The sequence below is a fragment of the Burkholderia paludis genome, from assembly GCF_000732615.1.
GTDB lineage: Bacteria > Pseudomonadota > Gammaproteobacteria > Burkholderiales > Burkholderiaceae > Burkholderia > Burkholderia paludis.
In genome coordinates this window covers 56,134-75,359 of sequence record NZ_JPGL01000050.1, presented here as the reverse complement: position 1 = coordinate 75,359, position 19,226 = coordinate 56,134, and the positions used below count along the sequence as shown (strand labels likewise).

The following is a 19,226-nucleotide window of genomic DNA, read 5'->3' as shown; positions in this document are numbered from 1 at the left end:
CCGTCTGCGCGAATTCGCCGATCACGAGCGAGACGTTGATCAGGATCGCGCTGACGGCCGTCATCCAGAACGAAAGCGAGTTGATGAACGGGAACGCGACGTCGCGCGCGCCGATCTGCAGCGGCACGATCAGGTTCATCAGGCCGATCATGAACACCATCGCCATGAAGAAGATCATGATCACGCCGTGAGCCGTGAAGATCTGGTCATAGTGGTGCGGCGGCAGGTAGCCGGGCCCGTTGTATGAAAGCGCGAGCTGTATGCGCATCATGATCGCGTCGGTGAAGCCGCGCAGCAGCATGACGAATGCGACGATGATGTACATCACGCCAAGTCGCTTGTGGTCCACCGTGGTCAGCCATTCGGTCCACAGCCATTTCCAGCGGCCGGCGATCGTCAGCGCGACGAGCACGGCCAGCACGACCAGACCCATGAGGACACCAGCCCCCATGATGATGGGCTCGTGATACGGGATCGCCGAGAGTGTGAGTTTGCCGAACATGTGTTACCCCTTCGTGCCGCAGGCGGCGTCCTTCAGGTCGAGGACGTGGCCATCGTTGTATTTCGCGATGATGTTGTGAAAGAGCCGCGGATCGACCGACGAGAAGTAGCGCACGGGCGCCTTCTCGCTGGGCTGCGCGACGGTGCCGTACACGGTCGCGTCGAGCCGGTCCGGCGATGCCTTCACCTTCTGCACCCATGCATCGAACTGTTCGCGCGGCTCGGCGAGCGTGCGGAACTTCATGTCGGAGAAGCCCCGGCCGCTGAAGTTCGCGGACGTGCCCGCATAGTTGCCGGGCTCGTCGGCGATCAGGTGCAGGCGCGTCTGCATGCCGGCCATCGCATAGACCTGGCCGCCGAGCTGCGGAATGAAGAACGAGTTCATCACCGAATCCGACGTGATGCGGAAGTTCACCGGCGTGCCGACGGGAATCGCCAGCTGGTTCACCGACGCGATGCCGAGTTCCGGATAGATGAACAGCCACTTCCAGTCGAGCGCGACGACCTCGACGTCGATCGGCTTCACCGACGACTCGAGCGGCTTGTACGGGTCGAGCTCGTGCGTGGTCTTCCACGTGAGCACGCCGAGGAACAGGATGATGAGCGTCGGCACCGTCCAGATCACGACCTCGATCGCGGTCGAGTGCGACCAGTTCGGCGCGTAGGTTGCATTGCGGTTCGATGCACGGTAACGCCACGCGAACCACAGCGTGAGCAGGATCACCGGCACGACGACGACCAGCATCGCCCACGTGGACGTCGCGATCAGCGCCTTTTCGGCGGCACCCACGCTGCCCTTCGGATTCAGCACGTCGAACGTGCAGCCGGACAATACCCATGCAGCGGCGAGCGGCAGCAGCCTCGACGCGCTTTTCATAGCTTCTTTATTCATCACACAGCCTGATTGTCATTGAGTCCATCCACGCCCGATGTTCATCCGATCCACGAAAGCGATTGCCTGTCCGAACGACAGGGGTTGATTGAAAATCGATGCGCCCGACGCCGCGCACCCTCGAGTGGCGCATCAGGCAACGTGATCGGCCCCGAGCCGCCGGGCAAACCAGTCCGCCACGAAGGCGGTGCGCTCGGCGGCATGGTTGTAGATCGTGTGCTCGCCGTCCTCCCACATGCGCAGCGTGGCATCCGCGCTTTCCGCGGCATCCAGGAAGGGTTGCTGGTCTTCCAGCGTCACGAGCGGATCCGCCCCGCCGTGCAAAACGAGCAGAGGGCACGCGATGCGGTCGCGTGCGGGACGGAAGCTCATGCGCTCGAAGTTCTTGCGGATGGCATCCTCGTCGTCGGTGCCGAGCATGGCGCCGGCCTGTTCGGCGAAGGTGCGGAAAGGCAAAAGCGTCGGGGCCGCCAGACCTCCGTTGACGCAACAGGCGCGGATGCGGGAATCGGCCGCGGCGGTGCGGGCCGCCCACAGCCCGCCCACGCTATTGCCCCAGATACCCGGCTGCCCCAGTGAGGCGTCGCTCAGGATAAAGCTGACGAACTGGCTGTAGGCGGCCTCGACGTCCACATCCAGATGGATGCGCTGGACCATGCGCGTTTCGCCCTGGCCGGGCCCCTCGGCCAGCAGCGTGGCCAGCCCCCTCCGGGCCAACGCGCGCGCGATCGGGAGATAGGCAATCCCCCAGCCGCTCTGGCCGCCAAACACCAGCACGGTGCCGCGCGCCTGCCGCGAACGCGGCCGCACCAGCCAGCCCGCGAGTCGGCCCTGGTTGAACGGCACCTCGACACGCGTCAACCGGCCCGCGGACCACGCGCACAGTTGCCGAGTCGCCGCGACCAGTCGATCGTAGAGCGCGCGCTTGCGCGCATTGTCATGGTTGAAGGCCATTTGTGCGAACAACAGATTGGCCAGCGCCGCCGCCTGGGCGTCGGTCGCCGTCACACGGCAGCCGCCATCCGCGGCCCGGGACGCGCGATCGAGTTGCGCCAGCGCGAGCGACTCGGCCACCTGGTCCCATTCCTCGCCGGCGCTGGTCCGCAGAAACAGCGCCTGGGCGTCGGCGAATTCCATGCCGCAATCGAGCAGCCGGGTCATGGGCATCGCGCGCTGGAAAGCCAGCGTCGCGGAAGAGATCGCCGCGCTCATGCCGTGTACTCCGTCAGCGTGAGCACGGGTACCTCGCTGTCCTGCGCGCCGTCGGTCCAGTGCAATGTGCGACGAAGGTCGTCGACCAGCGCAGCCAGATCGCTCATGCGCCGCACCGAGCCGAAGATGACGAAGTCCGGGCGACCGATATAGGCTGCGATACCGTGCTGCGTCATGAAACCGGACACCTCGCCATCCAGGTCCGTCACGGCGCCGGGCGTCCGCTCGTCGTCGGACAGCACCACGATGCGGCAACCGAGCCGGGCCAGAAACGCGCACTGGCCGGCGGTAAGAAACGGCGCCGGGTCTTCGTGTGCCACCAGCAGGAAGCCATGGCCCATCACATCGTCCAGCCGGCCCTCGCGACCTTGGTGCCGCACACAAGCCTGCGGCCCTGGTGCACCGGTGGAAGGCAGCAGGCTGCCGTCGGGCTCGCGGTGCACCACGCCGCATTCCACCTTCGGGAAGGCGGGCATCGGCGGCATGGTGCGGGTACGAAAAGCCTCGTCACGCGCAGCGGCTTCCAGCGGATCGTCCTCGTTGGTCACCTGGCCAAGGAACAGCGACATCTCCATGATCTTCCGGGCGTGCGGCCGGCGCTCCGCTTCGTAGCTGTCCAGCAGCGCGGGCGCTGCCCGGCCGCTCAGCACCAGATCCAGTTTCCAGGCCAGGTTGATGCCGTCCCGCATGCCGGAGCAGGCGCCCTGGCCCATATAGGGCATCATTGCGTGCGCGGCATCTCCGCCCAGCAGCACATTGCCTTCGCGCCAGCGCTCGGCCATGCGGGTCTGGAAGGTATAGACCACGTTGCGCAGGAACCTGAAGTCCTGCGGACCGACGCCGTACTTCTCCTGCAGCCAGCGCCATCCCCGGGCCGGATCCTCCCAGTCCTCGACGCTTTCGCCGTCCAGCAGGCGTACCTCGAAACGCGTGCGGCTTTCGCCGATGGGCATGTACATGTGGCCTCGCGCCGGGTCGCAGAAGATCGTCAGCTGTTTGAAGCGCTCCGCGGCGTCCGAGAGGTTTTCCGAATCGAGATTGAGCCAGCGGTGCTTGTGGCCATAGTCGTTCCGCTCGATGCCCAGGCTGCGCCGCACGAAGCTGTTGGCCCCGTCGGCGCCGATCACGTAGCGGGCGTGAAACGACTTCGCCGGCGAGGACCACTGCTCGTCCATTCCCGCCCGAACGCCGTCCTTCGCGGTGTTGGTGCGTTGAATCGCTATCGTGACGCTGTCGTCGCCCTGCTTGAGGAATACCGCTTCCCAACCGCGCAACAGGTCGACATTGGACATTGCGGCGACACGATCGTGAATGGCATCCTCGATGTCCGGCTGGTAGATGGCGTTGTGCGCCGTGTAGCCGCACTGCTTGCCCTTCCACTCGAGTTCCAGCAGCAACTCTCCGTCGGCGTTGACATAGTGATAGGTATGCAGCGCAAGCGCATCGCGCATCGCCTGGTCGACATCCCCGCAGGCCTGGACGATGCGGGCGGTCTCGCCGTCGATGTGCGTCAGGCGCGGCAACCCGTACATGGCGGGCCAGCGCTCCACCACCATCACCCGATATCCGGCCTGGCCCAGCAGCGAGGCGGCCACCAGGCCGGTCGGGCCATAGCCGATCACGGCTACGTCATAGAAATCGTGCGCGTCCGGCGCAGCATGGTCTTGTTGAGTCACCATCGTCCTGTCTCTTTGTACTGGTTTGTGGGAAGCGCAACGGGTGCGCGGCGATCCGTCCGGTTACGGATCGATTCACGGCGACCGGACACCCTCCAAAGCCGCGTGCAACGCGACGCAAGCGGTGGTCCGATCGCACCTGCCGGTTGAACGCTCACCTGAACGGCAGGTGAGCGCGTCCGCGCCGGATGTGTCCGGTTCGGCTTCCCGTTCGGCCCGTCGCAGGCCCGGAATGCGGCCGCACAGCCGCTCGAAGGCCGGCTTCACCGGGCTCGCGCGCCTGCCTCCGCTCGTCCGGCGACTCGCCGGCGAAGCACCACCCGACGACGTGCCGGATCACGCCCGCACCTCGCCGGTGTTCGCGGTGTCGAGCACGAAGCTGTAGTGCAGCGTGTAGAACGGCACCTCCGACTCCGTGCCGTCCGGCGCCCGACCGGCCTCGTGGCGCACCCAGTCGGCCACCAGCGTCGAGCGCACGCCGAACACGGCATCCGAGTCGAGATAGGGGCCGCCGTCGCGAAAGACATGCGTGATCAGCCGTTCGTATCCGGGCGCGACGATCATGAAATGCAGGTGCGCGGGCCGCCAGGGATGCCGCCCCAGCGCGTCGAGCATCCAGCCCACCGGGCCATCGTGCGGGATCGGATACGGCACCGCCACGATCGAGCGGAAGTAGACCCGCCCTTCGGCATCCGTACGCAATTGCGCCCGCGCACGATGGGGGTGCGCGCCGGTCGCGGACGGAACCTGCACGTCATAGTGACCGTCCTCGTCCGACTGCCAGACGTCGACGCGCGCATCGGCCACGGGCTTGCCGTCGATTCCGCACACCTGCGTGCTGACGTAGCAGGGCTCTCCCCGCGCGCCGTTGGCGATGTCCGATCCGAGCGGCAACTCGGGCGCGCCTTCGACGAAGAACGGGCCAAAGACCGTCGATTCCGTGCATTCCGGCGGCTTGGCGTTGTTCTGCGCCGTCACGAGGGTCGACAGGCCCAGCGTATCGGACAACAGGATGAATTCCTGGCGCTTGTCGTCGGTAATGTGGCCGACCTCGGTCAGGAACCGGATCGCCACCTCCCACTCCGCCTCGGTCAGCCTGACCTCACGGGCGAAGGAATGCAGATGCTGCACCAGGCTGGTCATGATCGTCAGCAGCCGGGGATTCCCGCAGTCGGCCATCGCGGCGATCACGGCCTGGGTGATGGTGTCTTCATTGATGTTTCGCACGGTGAGTGTCTCCGGATTCCATCCTGTTGATCGTTGGCATGACGATAATTAATTCCCGCGCGGGGAAAAAGACGAGGTTGCGAAGTTTTGTTTTTCAATTAACGGAGAAATCGAATGGATGAAAAACAGGAACGGATCGAAATGGCGTACAGGCCGGCCCGGCCGGCGTTCTTTTGAAAGTTTCCGGCGAATGCAACCGGTTGACGCAATACACTGATGCGCAGATTGCCTGCGATGAATTGTCATTTCGGCTTCGTCGAATCAGGTATCGACAGGGCAGGCCGTGCACGAGGAAATTGGGCTGATTTAGGCGTAACGGCGAACGGGTTTGCCGATATGCGCACACGCCACTGCAATGACCAATTTTTTTATGCGCAATCTGAATTATCTTCAGGTTAACGAATCAATTCCATGGCAATATCCAGAATGCTTTTCCTGAATTTACCGGGATGCTCCGTCAGATCGGAAAATCCGGCAAGGATGTGTTTGTAAGATACCGTCGCGCTGATTGAATTCACGACCATCGCGTACATCAGTTCAGGATTGCGGTGCCTCACCGTGCCGGCATCCATTGCATCCTCGAGCAGCGGAACGAATGCGTCGCGATATGGCCGGATCAACCGGTCGACCAGCAGGTTCAGGCGCTCGCCGTGTTCGGTCGCGGCGGTGGCAAACAACATCCCGACGCATGGCGTTTCGAACAGCGTGTCGATGAACAGTACCAGCGCTTGCCTGATGCGCTCGATCGCGGACATCCGGCTATTGCGCAGTTGCCTCGTCGTCTCGAACAACGGATCGAATTGCCCGGCCAGTTGCTCGATGACCGCGGCCCACAGTCCTTCTTTCGACCCGAAGTGATGCGATATCAGCGCCTGGTTGACCCCGGCAAGGCCGGCGATCTCCCGCATGCTCGTCGCGGCGTAGCCCTGCCGGGCGAACATTTGCTGGGCACACCGCAGGAGTGCGTCGAACCCGCTGTCCGCCGTGCCGCACGGGCGCCCTCTGGCCCGTTTGGCGGCGGCCGAACGCCGGGTCGGAACATCAGGGCCGGGCATGCGAGAACGGCCTCACAGATATCCCGGGGATGCGGCCGGATTCTGCGAGGCGGCCACCTCGCGCATCAGGTGGCACAGCGCGACGTACGTGATGTTCCGGCTGTTCACGCAAAATCCGTCGGACGCGCCCAGAATCTCGGAAAACAGCTCCTGCACCATCTTCCAGTAACGCACGCCGAATTCCGGATCGTGGGCCGCCAGCAGGTGCCCTTCCATCCACAACAGCAGATGATCTTCGAAATCGACGGACAGGATGAACCTGACAAACGAGGCGGACTCGGAATTCGTGCCGTTTTTCTCGAGATCCGATCTATTCCTGAAAAAATCCAATGCCCGAATGCGATCCTCGCAAAGAAGCTCCATCAGCAGTTCGGTTTTTGCCTTGAAGTTCGAATAGAACGCCCCCCGGGTCTTGCCCGCCTCCCTGGATATCTCCTCAATGCTCGCCACCGAGAATCCACGCGTGACGAATACCTTTCGCGCCGCACTGATAAGACACTTCCTTGTCTCTGCCCGATTCATTTGATGCTTTCTTTGCATTGATTCCAATCCTCCCGGAATAGTTCGCTGCCGACCGACTCATTGCGGGTGCGGGTTCGTGCTCACGCTTGAATGCCCGGAGGAGCACGAATTTGACTTGATTCGATCCAGCATCGTCCTGAGAAACCCGACTTCTTCGATCGTCAGATCGGAAAACAGCTCACGCTCGACACAATGGCTGATCTCGCTCATGGCGCGGGCAACGTCCCGCCCTTTCTCGGTCAGGGTCAGCGCCATGATCCGACGGTCCTTCAGGCCGTGATTGCAAACCAGAAGCCCGGACTTGCGCGCGCGAGCGACCATGCGGGAAACAGCGCTCACGTCGATGCCGGTTGCATTCGCAAGATCGCACACGCCTGTTCCACGGTCCATCGACAACACATGCAGCAGCCGAGCCTGACACGCGGTGACGCCAAACCTCTGTTCCATATAACGATTCAGTCGGCGTGACGCCAGCGCTTCAACCCGCGAAAGCAGGTGAAACGTCGTCACGCCCAGGCTGTCGGGCGAACCGTTCATCGCGGAACACGTTCCGGTATCCATTCAAAACCCATCCAGATGGCAACACGAATTCCCGCGCACCGGCAGAGTCGTTTGCATTGACTCCACCGATCGTGCCGCGTCGACTCGTTTAAACAAGCAGGACTACTCAATGCATGCATTGAACCGGCTACGAACGCAGCGCCCTTCATCCGGGCGACCCGTACCGCTCGCGGCCGATCCGTTCGGCGCAAGGTGCGCCGACGCCAACGCCAACGCCATGTCAGTCGGCTTTCACTTCAGCCGCCTCGTTGTCCTTCAAGCCTCCGCCGAGGGATTTATAGAGGCTCACCTCGGCCAGAAGCTGGGCGAGCCGGTCCCGTTTCAACGCCTGCTGGGACGAGAAAAGCTCGCGCTGCGCGTCCAGCACCGTCAGATAGCTGGAGATCCCGCTCCTGAAGCGCCCCTGGGAAAGGTTCAGATACTTCTCGTTGTTGCTCACGAGGCTGGCCTGGGTTGTCAGTTGATCCCGATACGTCAACCTGGCGGCGATTCCGTCGGCAACGTCGCGAAATGCACTCTGGATCGCCTGCTCGTAATCGACCACGCGCAGATCCTTCTGAACCTTCGCGTAATCCAGGTTCGCCTGCAGGCGGCCGCCGCTGAAAATCGGTACGTTGATCTGCGGCGCAAACGTCCACAGCCCCTGCCCGCCGCTGAAGAGATTGTGCAGTTGCGCGCTGGTCGTTCCGGCCGACGCCGTCAGCGAGATGCTCGGGAAGAAGGCGGCCCGGGCGGCGCCGATATCCGCGTTCGCGGCAAGCAGACGATGTTCGGCCGCCTTGATATCCGGACGACGGAGCAACACGGTCGAAGGAACGCCGATCGGCAAATCCGGAATGACCGGCCGCTCGAGCGGGTCTTCCTGGGCGAGGCCGTCGGGAAGCGAGGTGCCGATCAGGAATTCCAGCGCATTTCTGTCCTGCGTGACGTTCCGGCTATCGGCGATGACCTGTGCTCGCGACCGGTCGACCCGGGTACGGGACTGATAAACCTCGAGTCGCGACGACACGCCCCGCTCGGCATTCCGCTCCACCAGTCGCAGCGTATCCTCGTCCTTGCTCAAGGTCGCCGAACTCAGCTTCTCGAGTTGCTGATCGGTGCGCCAGGTAAAGTAGCCCTTCGCAATCTCGCCTATCAGCGATATCTGTACGCTCTGTCGAGCCTCGCCGGAGGCGAGATACTGCTCGAGTTCCGCCTGCGTGAGGCTCCTGATCTTCCCGAACAGATCGACCTCGTACGACGCCAGGCCGACGTCGACCGTATATTGATTCTGCATCCCCGGCTGGCCGCTGATCGCCAGATCGCGCGGCAGGCGCTGAATCGAGGCCGACGCGCCCGCGCCGACCTGCGGCGCGAGATTCGAACGCTGGATCTGGTATTGCGCGCGATAGGCCATGACCGTCAGGGCTGCCCGACGCAGGTCATGGTTGTTCGCGAGACCGGCGGCGATGACCTTTCTCAGGTCGCCGTCCGAAAAGAAGTCCTGCCATGCGACATCGGGCGCGGACAGGCCGGCCGACGCGCTCGCCTGACCGGACGGCCATTGATCCTTGACCGGCAGGTTCGGTCGCGTGTATTCCGGAATCAGGCTACAGGCCGACAGCACGGCGATGCCGCACAGGATCGAGACCTTCTTCAACATGTTCATTTCTGCTCCTGGCTACGCTCTTCGAGCACTTGTCCGATCAGGTAGTCGTGCTCGACGACGAATCGATCCATCGCCAGCCGCCGGCACTCCGGCGCGGATGCTTCCGCAAGGCGATTCGAAAGAGGTTTGACGATCGAGTGCCGTCCTTTGACAAAGGTGTCGAGTATTTCCACCTTCCACGGCTTCAAAAGCGACGCCGACTGACCGGCATCCACCCGCTTCTCCAGCCAGCTTTCGACACGGGCGACCTGCCAGACGACGGATATGCATCGACCGGCAGCGCGCAGGACATCGGTTTTTCTGGCGGCATCGACTTCCGCACAGATCGAAACGGCCTTGTCGACGATCAACGCGATTTCCCGATGCCAATCGGCCAGATGCGACGGATCCGGTCGCGACCGGAACGCGCGCTTCATCTCGCCCTGAAACGCTTGTTCCGATCGCGTATCGCGCCCCAGAAACGGCGTACGCGGAAGGATGACGAACAGAATCGCGAGAAGGATTGTGCCGACACCCACGCACAGCGAGCGCTCCACCGCGAATGAAACATTCAGCGTGACTTCATGGCTGTTCATCGGCAGCACGACGATCAGGTAGGAAAGCGCATAGCCGAGGCTGTATGCGAACGAGTCGAGACGCGACAGCCCCAGCAGCCCGATAAAAAGCGCGGGCGCGGCCGTCACGACCAGGAGTTCCACGGCGGAGGGCGCGCCAGCCAGCAAGACATAGACCGGGAGCCCCGCCACGATGCCCACGCCGACTCCTATTGCAATTTTCTTGAGCAACACTTCCTGATGCGGCGCCTTTCCGAGGACGATACTCAAGACCGTGGGCACGACTACGATCAGAAACCCGTACACCCATCCCGTCGAATACCAGACCCCGAAGGCGGCGAGACAGTACAAAAACGATCTGAATCCGTTGACCAGCGTATTTCTGATCTGAAGGTGACGCCTGACGACAATGCCGACCGGAGCGTCCTTGACGTCCTGTTCGAGCTTGTCGTGTCGTTCGAAGATTTTCGCGAGCAGGCCGAACAGATTGATCAGGTCCTCGCTCATGATTTGACCGAACCCGGCGCCATCCGGGCCGTTCCGCGTCGCGCTTTCGGCCTTGAGCGCGTCGATCCGGTCGCGCAAAAAGGAACCCAGGCGCGCCGGATCGGCTGCCGCCGACTCGGTCTGTCGCGCGAGACCGGCAATCTCGGTGGAGACGAACTGCCTGCCGGCAGGCGTCGCGGCCGAGTAGGCCCGCCGCAACGCATAGGCAATCGCGACCACGTCGACCACCATGCGGTTCACCTCGCGGGCACCCTTGGCCGTTCTCTTCCCGCGCACGCCCTCCATGGTGCAATGGCTCGCCAGATCCTCGCACGCGATCAGGCTGCCAAACAGCGCATGGATTTGATCCTTGAACACACGCTCGTCGCCCGTGAACAGGCAGCCGATTTTCAGTGCCGACACGGCCAGGTTGCCCGATGCCTTCTTCAGCGATTCCAGATTGAATTTCGGCCACAAGGCCGTGCTGACGAGCGATACCCAGACGACACCCGCGAGCACCGTACCCACTCGATCGATGAATACCTCGGCGATCGTTTCGCTACTCGTGCCGATAAAGACCGGCACCATCACCACAATGGCAACGGTCACCGAAAATATCGCAAAGCAGAACGTATAGTTGGCGTCCCGGCTGTGATAGGAAAGCGCGGAGGCGATCCCGACCAGGAAAGCCAACCCGATGGCCGCGAAAAAAGGGCTCTGCGCCGTCAGCGATGCAAGCAGCAGGCCCGCCACGCCCCCGACGATCGTGCTGATGCATTGATACAGGCATTTCTTGACCACCTGCCCCTGGTCGGGAGCGAAGAACGAGATCAACCCCGTGATCATCGCCCATACCGGGTGCTCAAAATTCATGAGGAACGCAATGATCATCGCCCCCCATACGGAAACACTTATCCGGATCGCGGCCTTGACGGCGTCACGACTCGGAGTCAGGTAGCTGAATATCAGGCTGTCGTTCATTTTTCACGTAGATTCTGACTTGCCGCTTTCAATGAACCACCGCGCCAAAATCCGTTTTCCAGGAATTCTGCGCGTCGCGAAGCAATGCTTTTCGTGATTCCGGAATATTCACCTTGAGTGTCGCCGACATCCCCGAGCTGAGCGTCAGGTCGGCGGGAACCTTGTCGATCACGATGTCCACGGGAATGCGCTGGGCAAACCGGATCCACGCAAACGTGGCGGCGACGGAAGGCAGTTGCTCATTCCCCGGCGTCGTATTTTCATTCGATATGCCGCTATTGATCGACTGGACATGTCCGGTCAGATGCCCGGCTCCGGCCATCAGCCAGATATCGACCTTGTCGCCCAGGCGGATGGCCGGGATTTTCGTTTCCTCGAAGTAGCCGGTCACGTAATAGCTGTTGTCCTTGATGATCGCGAGCCGCTCGCTTCCGCGCGTCACGTAGTCGCCTTTTTCGAGATTCAGGTTGATCACCTTTCCGTTCACCGGAGACCGATAGATCGTCCTGTCACGATCGAGCTGGGCTTCGTTCACACGCGCGCGCGCCTGCTTGAGCGCAGCGGCCTTGTTTTCCATGTCGAGGCGGGCGACGTCAATCTCTTCCGCACTCACGCCGCCGTCGGTCAATGTCTTGCGTCGCTGGTAAACACGCTGCGCCTTTTCCCAGTCGGTTTCGGCGAGGTCCGCCTGCGCCTTCGCCTGATCGAGCGCAATCTGATAGCGGGCCCCGTCTACCGTGAACAGGACGTCGCCTTCCTTCACGCTCTGGGCGTTCTCGGCATTCAGGCTTTGAATCCAGCCCGATACGTCAGGCGCGACGGATACCACCGTTGCCCGTATCCGCCCGTCCCTGGTCCACGGCGTATACATGTATCGATTCCATATGTAGATCACACCGTATGCCGTGATGCCGATCAGAAGGAGGGTGACGAAGATACTGATAGCGCGCTTCATGGTGACTCTCAAAACGTATTTCTGACCATCACGGCCAGCAGGCCGGTGAATATCAGGATGTAAAGAAGGTTCTCGTGCTGGCTGCTCCGATGAGGAATCAACCGGTTGACGATGGGCGCGATGACGCCGGTTCCCACCAGGGAGACAAGAACCATCATCGCTATCGGACTCAGTAGTAGTCCGAAAATATCTATTTCGCGCAGCATAGTGAACGGCTCCTCGCCTGTACGATCCTTCGTTTCATCTCGCAAACGACCCCGGGCACACCGCACGCCCGCCCCGAGCCCCCGGGAGCCGCACGTTTGTCCGCCCTGACATGCCAGGCGCCGCGCGCCGATCCGGAAAGTGGAACCGCTCCCCCTCACTGCAAGGGGTCGCCCCGCTCCAGCAGAAAGTGTAACGTACTATACACTACTTTTTTGAGAAGGTGCAGCGACCCGCTGGTGAGCCAAGGCCACCGTGATGGCATGCGTAATGTGTAGTACATTACTGTCTTGACCTTTTGAATGACGCGTGCGCCGAATGACAAGGCAGGCAACTACTGCATTCAGCGGCGCCGATGACACACTTGCGATGAACATTGACAAACGCAGCAGCAAGGCTGCCCTGACGCAGCGTGGCGAGGTCCGGCGCGCGAAGCTTCTCGAGGTTGCCGCCGAAGAATTCCTCGCCGCCGGCTTCGCCCAGACGTCGATGATGACCATCGTCCGCAAGGCCGGCGGATCGGCGACGACTGCGTATCAGCTTTTCGACAACAAGGAAGGCCTGTTACGGGCGGTGTTGCAACGTGAGTTCGACGGACTGGAAGCCGAATTCTTTCCGGCCGACCTGACCGACAAGCCGCCGCGGGAGGCCCTGCCGATCATCGGGCTGCGGCTCCTCGGCTACCTGGTACAGCCGCGATCGGTCGCGTTCTACCGGCTGCTGGTGTCCGAAGGCCACCGTATCCCCGGCATCGCGGAGTACTTTCGCCAGATCGTCGTGCTCCAGATCGTGCTGCCGTTCGAGCGCTATCTGCGCGATTCGTGCGCGCGTGGCGAATTGAGCATCGACGATCCGGCCAACGCGGCGTATCTGCTCGGGAACCTCATTCAGGGCATGGCCAACGAGGCGCGGATTTCCGGCGGGTACAGTTGGGGAGTCGGCCCCATCGAGGAGCAGATGTGCCGCTCCTGCATCGAATCCATTCTGCAAATCTGGATCCGGACGAAAAACTGAAGACCCTGCGCCTGCCGCAGGCCGGCCAGCCAGCGCGCATTGCGCTCGACGCGCGGGGCGGCCGTTCAATCCGCCCGCCCAGGCATGCGCGCCGCCCCGGCGGCGGCGGCATCGGCGGTCCGGACATCAAGCCGCAGGTTGCCGAACGCATCGGCCAGGCCGCCGACACGCGTCGCACCGGATGCGAGAGCACCGGGAGCACGCGGCGTGCCGCGCCGACGCACCGTTCAAGCGACCTGTACCCGGTTGCGCCCCAGCTCCTTCGCGCGATAGAGCGCCTGGTCCGCCGCCTCGAATGCCTCCCGATAGCCGCGATCCTCGGGACTCTTGCGCGATATGTAGGCGGCGCCGATGCTCAAGGTCACCTTGCCGAGCGGCGAACCGCAATGCTCGATGTCGAGTTGCTCGATCATCCTGCGGACCCGGTCGAGCGCCCCCTCGACCTCGTCGCGCGGGACGCTCATCAGCAACTGCGCGAACTCCTCGCCGCCGACCCGGCCGACCAGCGTGTTGCTTTGGTCGGCGGCGTCCAGCAGCACGCCGCCCACGGCCTTGAGGCAGGCATCGCCGGCCAGGTGACCATAGGTATCGTTGTACTGCTTGAACCAGTCGATATCGATGATCACCGCGACCATCCCTTCGCCCGGATGCGCCTGGTGCCAGCGTTCGTGGACGTAATCCAGCATGCTGCGGCGATTGAACAACTGGGTCAGCGGATCGACTGCCGACGCCATGCGCAGACGCAGGTCGTTCTCGATCATTTCGCCGAGATGGCGCAGCACGCCCCGCTCGCGGGCGCCGATACGGCGCGGGCTCGAGGCCATCGCGCACAGCTCGCCGATCGTCTCGCCATCCGGCAGGCGAATCGGTACACCCGCATAGAACCGCACGTGAGACGGCAGGTCCACTTGCGCGCAGCCCTGCAAGTCGTCCCACGCCCGCGTGTCCTCGATCACGAACACGTCGTCCATGCATACCACCTGATCGCACGGCAGACTCGCTTGCGAAGCCCGTCGCAACAACAGGCCGCCCTCGCCGCCGCCGTGCTGATGATCCGCATCCAGCACCGTCACCACCGCGAGCACGTCACCCATCACGTACTTGAGGATTTCGGTGGCGTGGCGAAAGCACTCGCGCATGATCTGGTCGTCATGCAGCAACCACTCCGTCACGGATGGCGCCAGATGATCCGGACGGCCGGTGGGCAGAAATGTCTGCGTACGCGTCGCAGGTCGGTCGGAGCCGGAAATGAGAGACACAACTGTGATCCGTGATTGTGATGCACCTTTAACGGCATCGGGACCGCAGAAGTTTAGTGCTGCGCACGTATGCCGCTCGATCGGCATACCGATGCAATTCATCTGACGAATGGCCGCGCACCGCCGTCACGAACCGGATCGGGCGGGCCGTTGAAATACCCGCGCGCATGCGGCCAGGCGCAGGCGCCCGGGATCGAGGAAACGACAATCGAAGCGACGCCGCCCCGAACCGACAGCGCCTCCGCCGGAACGAGACATGTCGCGCCTGCGACATGCCGATCGACGTACCGCGCCGCCTGCGTCACGCGATCACGCCGCGCCCCGCGTCACTCGGCCAGCAACTCGACCGCGCGGCGCGACGACATCCCGGCCAGCTGTTCGGCAGGCTGCGGCCGCGCGAACAGGAAGCCCTGCACCTGATGGCAGCCAATCTCCTGCAGGAAGGCCAGTTGCTGCTCCGTCTCGACCCCCTCCATCACGACGTCGAGCCCGAGCGCGCGCCCCATCGCGACGATCGCGCGCACGATCGCGTCGTCCGGGCTGCCCGAACCGCAGTCCGTGAGGAACGACCGGTCGATCTTCAGCGTATCGACGGGCAGATCCTTCAGATACACGAGCGACGAATAGCCGGTACCGAAATCGTCGATCGCCAGGCTGATCCCGCGCGTCGCCAGCTCGCGCAGCAGGATGCCGATTTCCTCGCGGGTGTTCATCGCCATGCTTTCGAGCAACTCGAGCTGCAGGCATTCGGCAGGCAGCGCCGTTTCGCTGAGGATGCTCGTCAGGTCGCTGAGGAAGTGGTCGGTGAAGCACTGCCGCGCCGACACGTTCACCGACACGCGCCCGAACTCGAAGCCTTCGTCCAGCCAGCGGCGCGCCTGCCGGCACGCTTCGTGCAGCACCCACCGGCCGATCGGGACGATCAGCGCGGAGCGCTCCGCCAGCCCGATGAAGTCGCCCGGCGGCACGAGGCCCTTGCGGGGATGCAGCCAGCGCAGCAGCGCCTCCACGCCGACGATCCGGCCGCTGGCCAGATCGTACTGCGGCTGGTAGAACAGGCGGAACTCGTTCTGCTCCAGTGCGCGGTGCAGCTCGCCGAGCGTCTCCAGCTGCTCCATCGCCGACGACGTCATCTTGTTCTCGAAGAACTGGAACACGTTCCTGCCGCGGCTCTTCGCGCCGTACATCGCCTGGTCCGCGAGCAGGATCAGGTGCTCGGCCTCGGTGCCGTCGTCCGGATAGATGCTGATGCCGATGCTCGGCGTGACGAAGATCTCGCGACGACCGACATCGATCGGCCGCCCCACTTCGTCCAGCAGCTTGCGCGCGATCCGCCCGACGTCGCGGACGTCGTCGAACTCCTCGAGCACGAGCGCGAATTCGTCGCCGCCCATGCGCGCCACCGTGTCGCTCGCGCGCACGGTCGCGACGATGCGCCGCGCGACCTTCTTCAGCACCTCGTCGCCGGCGTTGTGGCCGAGCGTGTCGTTAACCAGCTTGAAGCGGTCGAGATCGAGATACATCACCGCGACCTTGCGGCCGAGCCGCTTCGCGTGGGCGATCGCGTGCTCGAGCCGCTCCTCGAACAGCGCGCGGTTCGCGAGATCGGTGAGCACGTCGTGCGTGGCGAGATAGCCCAGCCGCTCCTCGGCCTGGCGCCGCTGCGTGATGTCGGAGAAGATCGCCGCATAGTGCGAGATCTCGCCTTCGTTGTCGCGGATGCTGGTGATCGTCAGGTATTCGAGAAACGCCTCGCCGCTCTTGCGGCGATTCCAGATTTCGCCTTGCCAGTGGCCGTCGGTCGTCAGCGCGGCCCACAGCTGCTGGTAGAAATCGGCCGTCTGGCGCCCGGAACTCAGCAGGCTCGGGTCGCGCCCGATCACCTCGTCCTCGGTGTAGCCGGTCAGGCGCGTGAAGGCCTGGTTGACGCGTTCGATCCGCGCGTGGCGGTCGGTCACCATGATGCCTTCGAGCGCCGATTCGAACACCCGATCCGCCATGCGCAGGTTGAAGCGCGCAAGGCCCAGCGCCTCGTCGCGCTCGCGCAACGCGCTGCGCAGCTCGTTCGCATACTCGTGCTCGATGCTCTGCAGCACGTCCGCGAAACACAGCAGCCCGGTCAGCCGGCCATCCTCGCCCTGGATGCCGACGTGCCGCATGTGCTGCTGGGTCATGAAGCGCTGGGCCGCATACAGGCTCTGCGTCGCGGTCAGCATCTGCAGCGGCTTGCTCGCGTGGGCGCCCACCGCGCCCCGCGCGCCGCCGTCCGCCAGCAGCCGGACGATGTCCCGTTCGGTCAGGATGCCGTGCTCGCCGTCGTCGTAGCCGACGACGACCGCGTCGAGCCGCTGCGCGCGCATCCGCGCGACGACCTCGTGCAGCGTGGCCTGCTCGGGCACCACGATGGGCGGATGGACGCGGATCGATTCGATCGCCTTCAGGTGCAGGAAGAATTCCGCCCCCTGGTTCACGACGACGTCGGTCTGGGTCAGCACGCCGATCGCGGCGCCCTCCCGGACCACCACGAAGTGCCGCACGCCCGACTGCTTGAACCGCATCGCGGCTTCGCCCAGCGGCGTACTCGCGTCGAGCGTCAGCACCGGATGGCTCATCACCTCGCTGATCGGCCGGTCGATCCCGCGCGGATTGTCGCCGGCCGCCAGGGCGTCGTGCTCGGTCCAGATCCCGACGACCTGCTCCCCCTCCATCACGACGATCGAGCTGCAACGCTCGGCGGACATGCGTCGCGCAACTTCCCGCACCGGCGTGGCGGGCGCGCAGGACAGGATCGGGCGCGCGACGAGGCGCGCAATCGGAACATCGTAGCTGCTCGGATACATTCTCTAACCAGGACGAAGAGTCCTCGCCCGCGCACTCCGATCCGGCAACCTGCGGGCTCGCCCGCGGCGGCAAGCAAGGGGGCGCCCGCTTGCTTGCCGCGAATGGTTGCGTCCTCATCGAATGCGCAAACGGGGAATTGACCAATCGCTCGAGGCATCGCGGCGGCAGGCAGGGCGCATGGGCCCCGGTGCCGCGTTCGACGCTCCCTCGTCCGGCGGATCCACACGCCGGAGCACCGCCCTCTCGGGGGCAGCCGCCCTGAGTTAACGACAGGTTCCGGCAAGAGTTGAGTGCGAATACAACATTTGTGCCGTGTATCGGCAAATCAAGCGGCGGTTGGCCGGATGAAGCGTCGATGCCCGCCGCTTGGCCGGGCGCGTTTGCCGCGCACGGCGGACCGGCGGGAATGGCTTCCTGATGCGTCGCGGACAACGGAGCGAGCAGGCCAGCCTCGGCCGGCGTGGCCGGTTTCCGGTGTGAACCGACCGACGCCCGAACGCGACCGTGCGGATAGCGGGGGCGGCTACGGCCGGCCGCGTCGGGCGGCGAACCTGCCGGGTTCCGGCGCCGGCTCGCGCACGCACGCGGCCGCTCGTCGTCAGGCGGCCAGCCGTTTCGGCTCCTCGACCTCCATGACGCCCTCCCCGCCGCGCCCTGCCTTTCCGTGCATCGACGCCAGCAGGGAGGCAAGCACGATCAGCCCGCCGCCGATCGACGCCGGCACGGATACGCGCTCCCCGAGCCATGCGTATGCGAACAACGCGCCGAACACGGGCTCGCTGCCCATCAGCAGCGCGACGCGTGTCGGCGTACTGCGGCTGACCGCGTAGTTCTGCACGAAGAACGCGAACAACGTGCAGCCCGCGACCAGATAGGCGACGATCATCCAGAAACGCGCGTTCCCGGCGAACGCCGGCAGCGGCTGCCATTCCGACCTCGCGACGCTCAGCGCGAGCAGCGCGCAGCCCAGCGACACGACGCCGGCCTGCACGGCCGTCATCGCCAGCGGGGAAACCGCGTTCACCTGCATGACGCGCTTCGTCGCGCACACGTTGATCGCGCGCAACAGCGCGGCCAGCACCACCAGCGCATCGCCCGGCGTGAGATGGAATCGGCCGCCGCCGAGCAGAAAGGCGCCCAGCACGGACAACCCGGTCGCCGCCCACTCGACACCGGCCGGCGCACGTCCGAGCCACGCCCATTCGACCAGCGGCGTCATCACCACGCACAGGCTGATCAGAAACGCGGCATTCGATGCGCTCGTCATCCTCACGCCGAACGTCTCGGCCAGGAAAATCCCCAGCAGCACGCACCCGGCGCCGACGATCCTGCCCCACTGGGAACGCGACAAGCCGCGCAGCGACCACAGCGCGGGCGACAGCAGCACGAACGTGATGCCGAAGCGCAACGCAAGCAGGCCCAGCACCGGATAGACGAGCAGCGCGCTTTTCACCACCGCATAGCTGGTGCCCCAGATGAAAGCCACGACGAGAAGCAGCAGATCGGCGGAAACGCCGGACCGGAAGCGCATGACGAACCTCCCCTACGAAAGGTCCAGATTGTCCGATAGTGCATTGGCGGCGATAATCCGGTCGCAGGGAATACGTCCTGTGCGCCCGGCGCACAAATAGACGCGAC

General features: G+C 64.0%; 16 protein-coding genes. 1 reads left to right on the top strand and 15 read right to left on the bottom strand.

Annotated features, from left to right (window positions below; translation table 11 throughout):
• The 12 genes from GQ56_RS0126930 to GQ56_RS0126870 all read right to left on the bottom strand — a co-directional run.
• Positions 1-502: cbb3-type cytochrome c oxidase subunit I (locus GQ56_RS0126930; protein WP_200878006.1), on the bottom strand; the 502-nt coding region annotated here is incomplete at its 3' end.
• Positions 503-505: 3 nt separating this feature from the next.
• Positions 506-1,393, bottom strand: a complete 888-nt coding sequence (cyoA, locus tag GQ56_RS0126925) for a ubiquinol oxidase subunit II (RefSeq protein WP_031401603.1) — start codon at positions 1,391-1,393, stop codon at positions 506-508.
• Positions 1,394-1,525: 132 nt separating this feature from the next.
• Positions 1,526-2,605, bottom strand: a complete 1,080-nt coding sequence (locus tag GQ56_RS0126920; protein ID WP_031401602.1) for an alpha/beta hydrolase family protein — start codon at positions 2,603-2,605, stop codon at positions 1,526-1,528.
• Complete coding sequence (mhpA, locus tag GQ56_RS0126915; RefSeq protein WP_031401601.1) at positions 2,602-4,284, bottom strand: bifunctional 3-(3-hydroxy-phenyl)propionate/3-hydroxycinnamic acid hydroxylase MhpA; 1,683 nt, start codon at positions 4,282-4,284, stop codon at positions 2,602-2,604. Before mhpA ends, GQ56_RS0126920 begins: the two co-directional genes overlap by 4 nt.
• A gap of 333 nt (positions 4,285-4,617) precedes the next feature.
• Positions 4,618-5,508 carry an intradiol ring-cleavage dioxygenase gene (locus GQ56_RS0126905; RefSeq protein WP_031401600.1) on the bottom strand — a complete coding sequence of 297 codons (891 nt, stop codon included), beginning with the start codon at positions 5,506-5,508 and terminating at the stop codon, positions 4,618-4,620.
• A 395-nt stretch (positions 5,509-5,903) separates the two neighbouring features.
• The gene (locus GQ56_RS0126900) at positions 5,904-6,563 is read right to left on the bottom strand and encodes a TetR/AcrR family transcriptional regulator (RefSeq protein WP_031401599.1); all 660 of its coding nucleotides are present in this window, start codon (positions 6,561-6,563) and stop codon (positions 5,904-5,906) included.
• Between the two features lie 12 nt (positions 6,564-6,575).
• On the bottom strand, positions 6,576-7,085 hold the full coding sequence (locus GQ56_RS0126895; protein ID WP_052001348.1) for a TetR/AcrR family transcriptional regulator: 510 nt from the start codon (positions 7,083-7,085) through the stop codon (positions 6,576-6,578).
• Positions 7,086-7,142: 57 nt separating this feature from the next.
• A complete protein-coding gene (locus tag GQ56_RS0126890; RefSeq protein WP_081894979.1) occupies positions 7,143-7,646 on the bottom strand; it encodes a MarR family winged helix-turn-helix transcriptional regulator in 504 nt (167 codons plus the stop codon).
• Between the two features lie 220 nt (positions 7,647-7,866).
• Complete coding sequence (locus tag GQ56_RS0126885) at positions 7,867-9,294, bottom strand: efflux transporter outer membrane subunit (protein ID WP_321029204.1); 1,428 nt, start codon at positions 9,292-9,294, stop codon at positions 7,867-7,869.
• Positions 9,291-11,315: an FUSC family protein gene (locus GQ56_RS0126880; RefSeq protein ID WP_075123031.1), complete on the bottom strand. Its 2,025-nt coding sequence runs from the start codon at positions 11,313-11,315 to the stop codon at positions 9,291-9,293. Before GQ56_RS0126880 ends, GQ56_RS0126885 begins: the two co-directional genes overlap by 4 nt.
• Before the next feature lie 28 nt (positions 11,316-11,343).
• A complete protein-coding gene (locus tag GQ56_RS0126875) occupies positions 11,344-12,270 on the bottom strand; it encodes an efflux RND transporter periplasmic adaptor subunit (RefSeq protein ID WP_052007340.1) in 927 nt (308 codons plus the stop codon).
• Between the two features lie 8 nt (positions 12,271-12,278).
• Positions 12,279-12,476 carry a hypothetical protein gene (locus tag GQ56_RS0126870; RefSeq protein WP_031401593.1) on the bottom strand — a complete coding sequence of 66 codons (198 nt, stop codon included), beginning with the start codon at positions 12,474-12,476 and terminating at the stop codon, positions 12,279-12,281.
• A gap of 367 nt (positions 12,477-12,843) precedes the next feature.
• Between GQ56_RS0126870 and GQ56_RS0126865 the strand changes: the two genes are divergently transcribed.
• Positions 12,844-13,488 (top strand): TetR/AcrR family transcriptional regulator, encoded by a 645-nt coding sequence (locus GQ56_RS0126865; protein ID WP_031401592.1) that lies wholly within the window; start codon positions 12,844-12,846, stop codon positions 13,486-13,488.
• Positions 13,489-13,715: 227 nt separating this feature from the next.
• Here the strand turns inward: GQ56_RS0126865 and GQ56_RS0126860 are convergent, their stop codons facing one another.
• From GQ56_RS0126860 to GQ56_RS0126850, 3 genes are all read right to left on the bottom strand, one after another.
• Positions 13,716-14,747 (bottom strand): GGDEF domain-containing protein, encoded by a 1,032-nt coding sequence (locus tag GQ56_RS0126860; RefSeq protein WP_161788582.1) that lies wholly within the window; start codon positions 14,745-14,747, stop codon positions 13,716-13,718.
• 326 nt (positions 14,748-15,073) lie between these two features.
• On the bottom strand, positions 15,074-17,587 hold the full coding sequence (locus GQ56_RS0126855; RefSeq protein WP_031401590.1) for an EAL domain-containing protein: 2,514 nt from the start codon (positions 17,585-17,587) through the stop codon (positions 15,074-15,076).
• Positions 17,588-18,186: 599 nt separating this feature from the next.
• Entirely contained in the window at positions 18,187-19,119 is a 933-nt protein-coding gene (locus tag GQ56_RS0126850; protein WP_063962870.1) for a DMT family transporter, read from the bottom strand.
• Positions 19,120-19,226: the final 107 nt, after the last annotated feature.

Excerpts from the sequence above, each read along its gene's own strand:
- GQ56_RS0126920 (WP_031401602.1), bottom strand. The coding sequence starts at position 2,605 with ATGAGCGCGGCGATCTCTTCCGCGACGCTGGCTTTCCAGCGCGCGATG.
- GQ56_RS0126855 (WP_031401590.1), bottom strand. The coding sequence starts at position 17,587 with ATGTATCCGAGCAGCTACGATGTTCCGATTGCGCGCCTCGTCGCGCGC.
- GQ56_RS0126900 (WP_031401599.1), bottom strand. The coding sequence starts at position 6,563 with ATGCCCGGCCCTGATGTTCCGACCCGGCGTTCGGCCGCCGCCAAACGG.
- GQ56_RS0126880 (WP_075123031.1), bottom strand. The coding sequence starts at position 11,315 with ATGAACGACAGCCTGATATTCAGCTACCTGACTCCGAGTCGTGACGCC.
- GQ56_RS0126865 (WP_031401592.1), top strand. The coding sequence starts at position 12,844 with ATGAACATTGACAAACGCAGCAGCAAGGCTGCCCTGACGCAGCGTGGC.
- cyoA (WP_031401603.1), bottom strand. The coding sequence starts at position 1,393 with ATGAATAAAGAAGCTATGAAAAGCGCGTCGAGGCTGCTGCCGCTCGCC.
- GQ56_RS0126870 (WP_031401593.1), bottom strand. The coding sequence starts at position 12,476 with ATGCTGCGCGAAATAGATATTTTCGGACTACTACTGAGTCCGATAGCG.
- GQ56_RS0126890 (WP_081894979.1), bottom strand. The coding sequence starts at position 7,646 with ATGGATACCGGAACGTGTTCCGCGATGAACGGTTCGCCCGACAGCCTG.
- GQ56_RS0126895 (WP_052001348.1), bottom strand. The coding sequence starts at position 7,085 with ATGAATCGGGCAGAGACAAGGAAGTGTCTTATCAGTGCGGCGCGAAAG.
- mhpA (WP_031401601.1), bottom strand. The coding sequence starts at position 4,284 with ATGGTGACTCAACAAGACCATGCTGCGCCGGACGCGCACGATTTCTAT.
- GQ56_RS0126875 (WP_052007340.1), bottom strand. The coding sequence starts at position 12,270 with ATGAAGCGCGCTATCAGTATCTTCGTCACCCTCCTTCTGATCGGCATC.
- GQ56_RS0126885 (WP_321029204.1), bottom strand. The coding sequence starts at position 9,294 with ATGAACATGTTGAAGAAGGTCTCGATCCTGTGCGGCATCGCCGTGCTG.
- GQ56_RS0126850 (WP_063962870.1), bottom strand. The coding sequence starts at position 19,119 with ATGCGCTTCCGGTCCGGCGTTTCCGCCGATCTGCTGCTTCTCGTCGTG.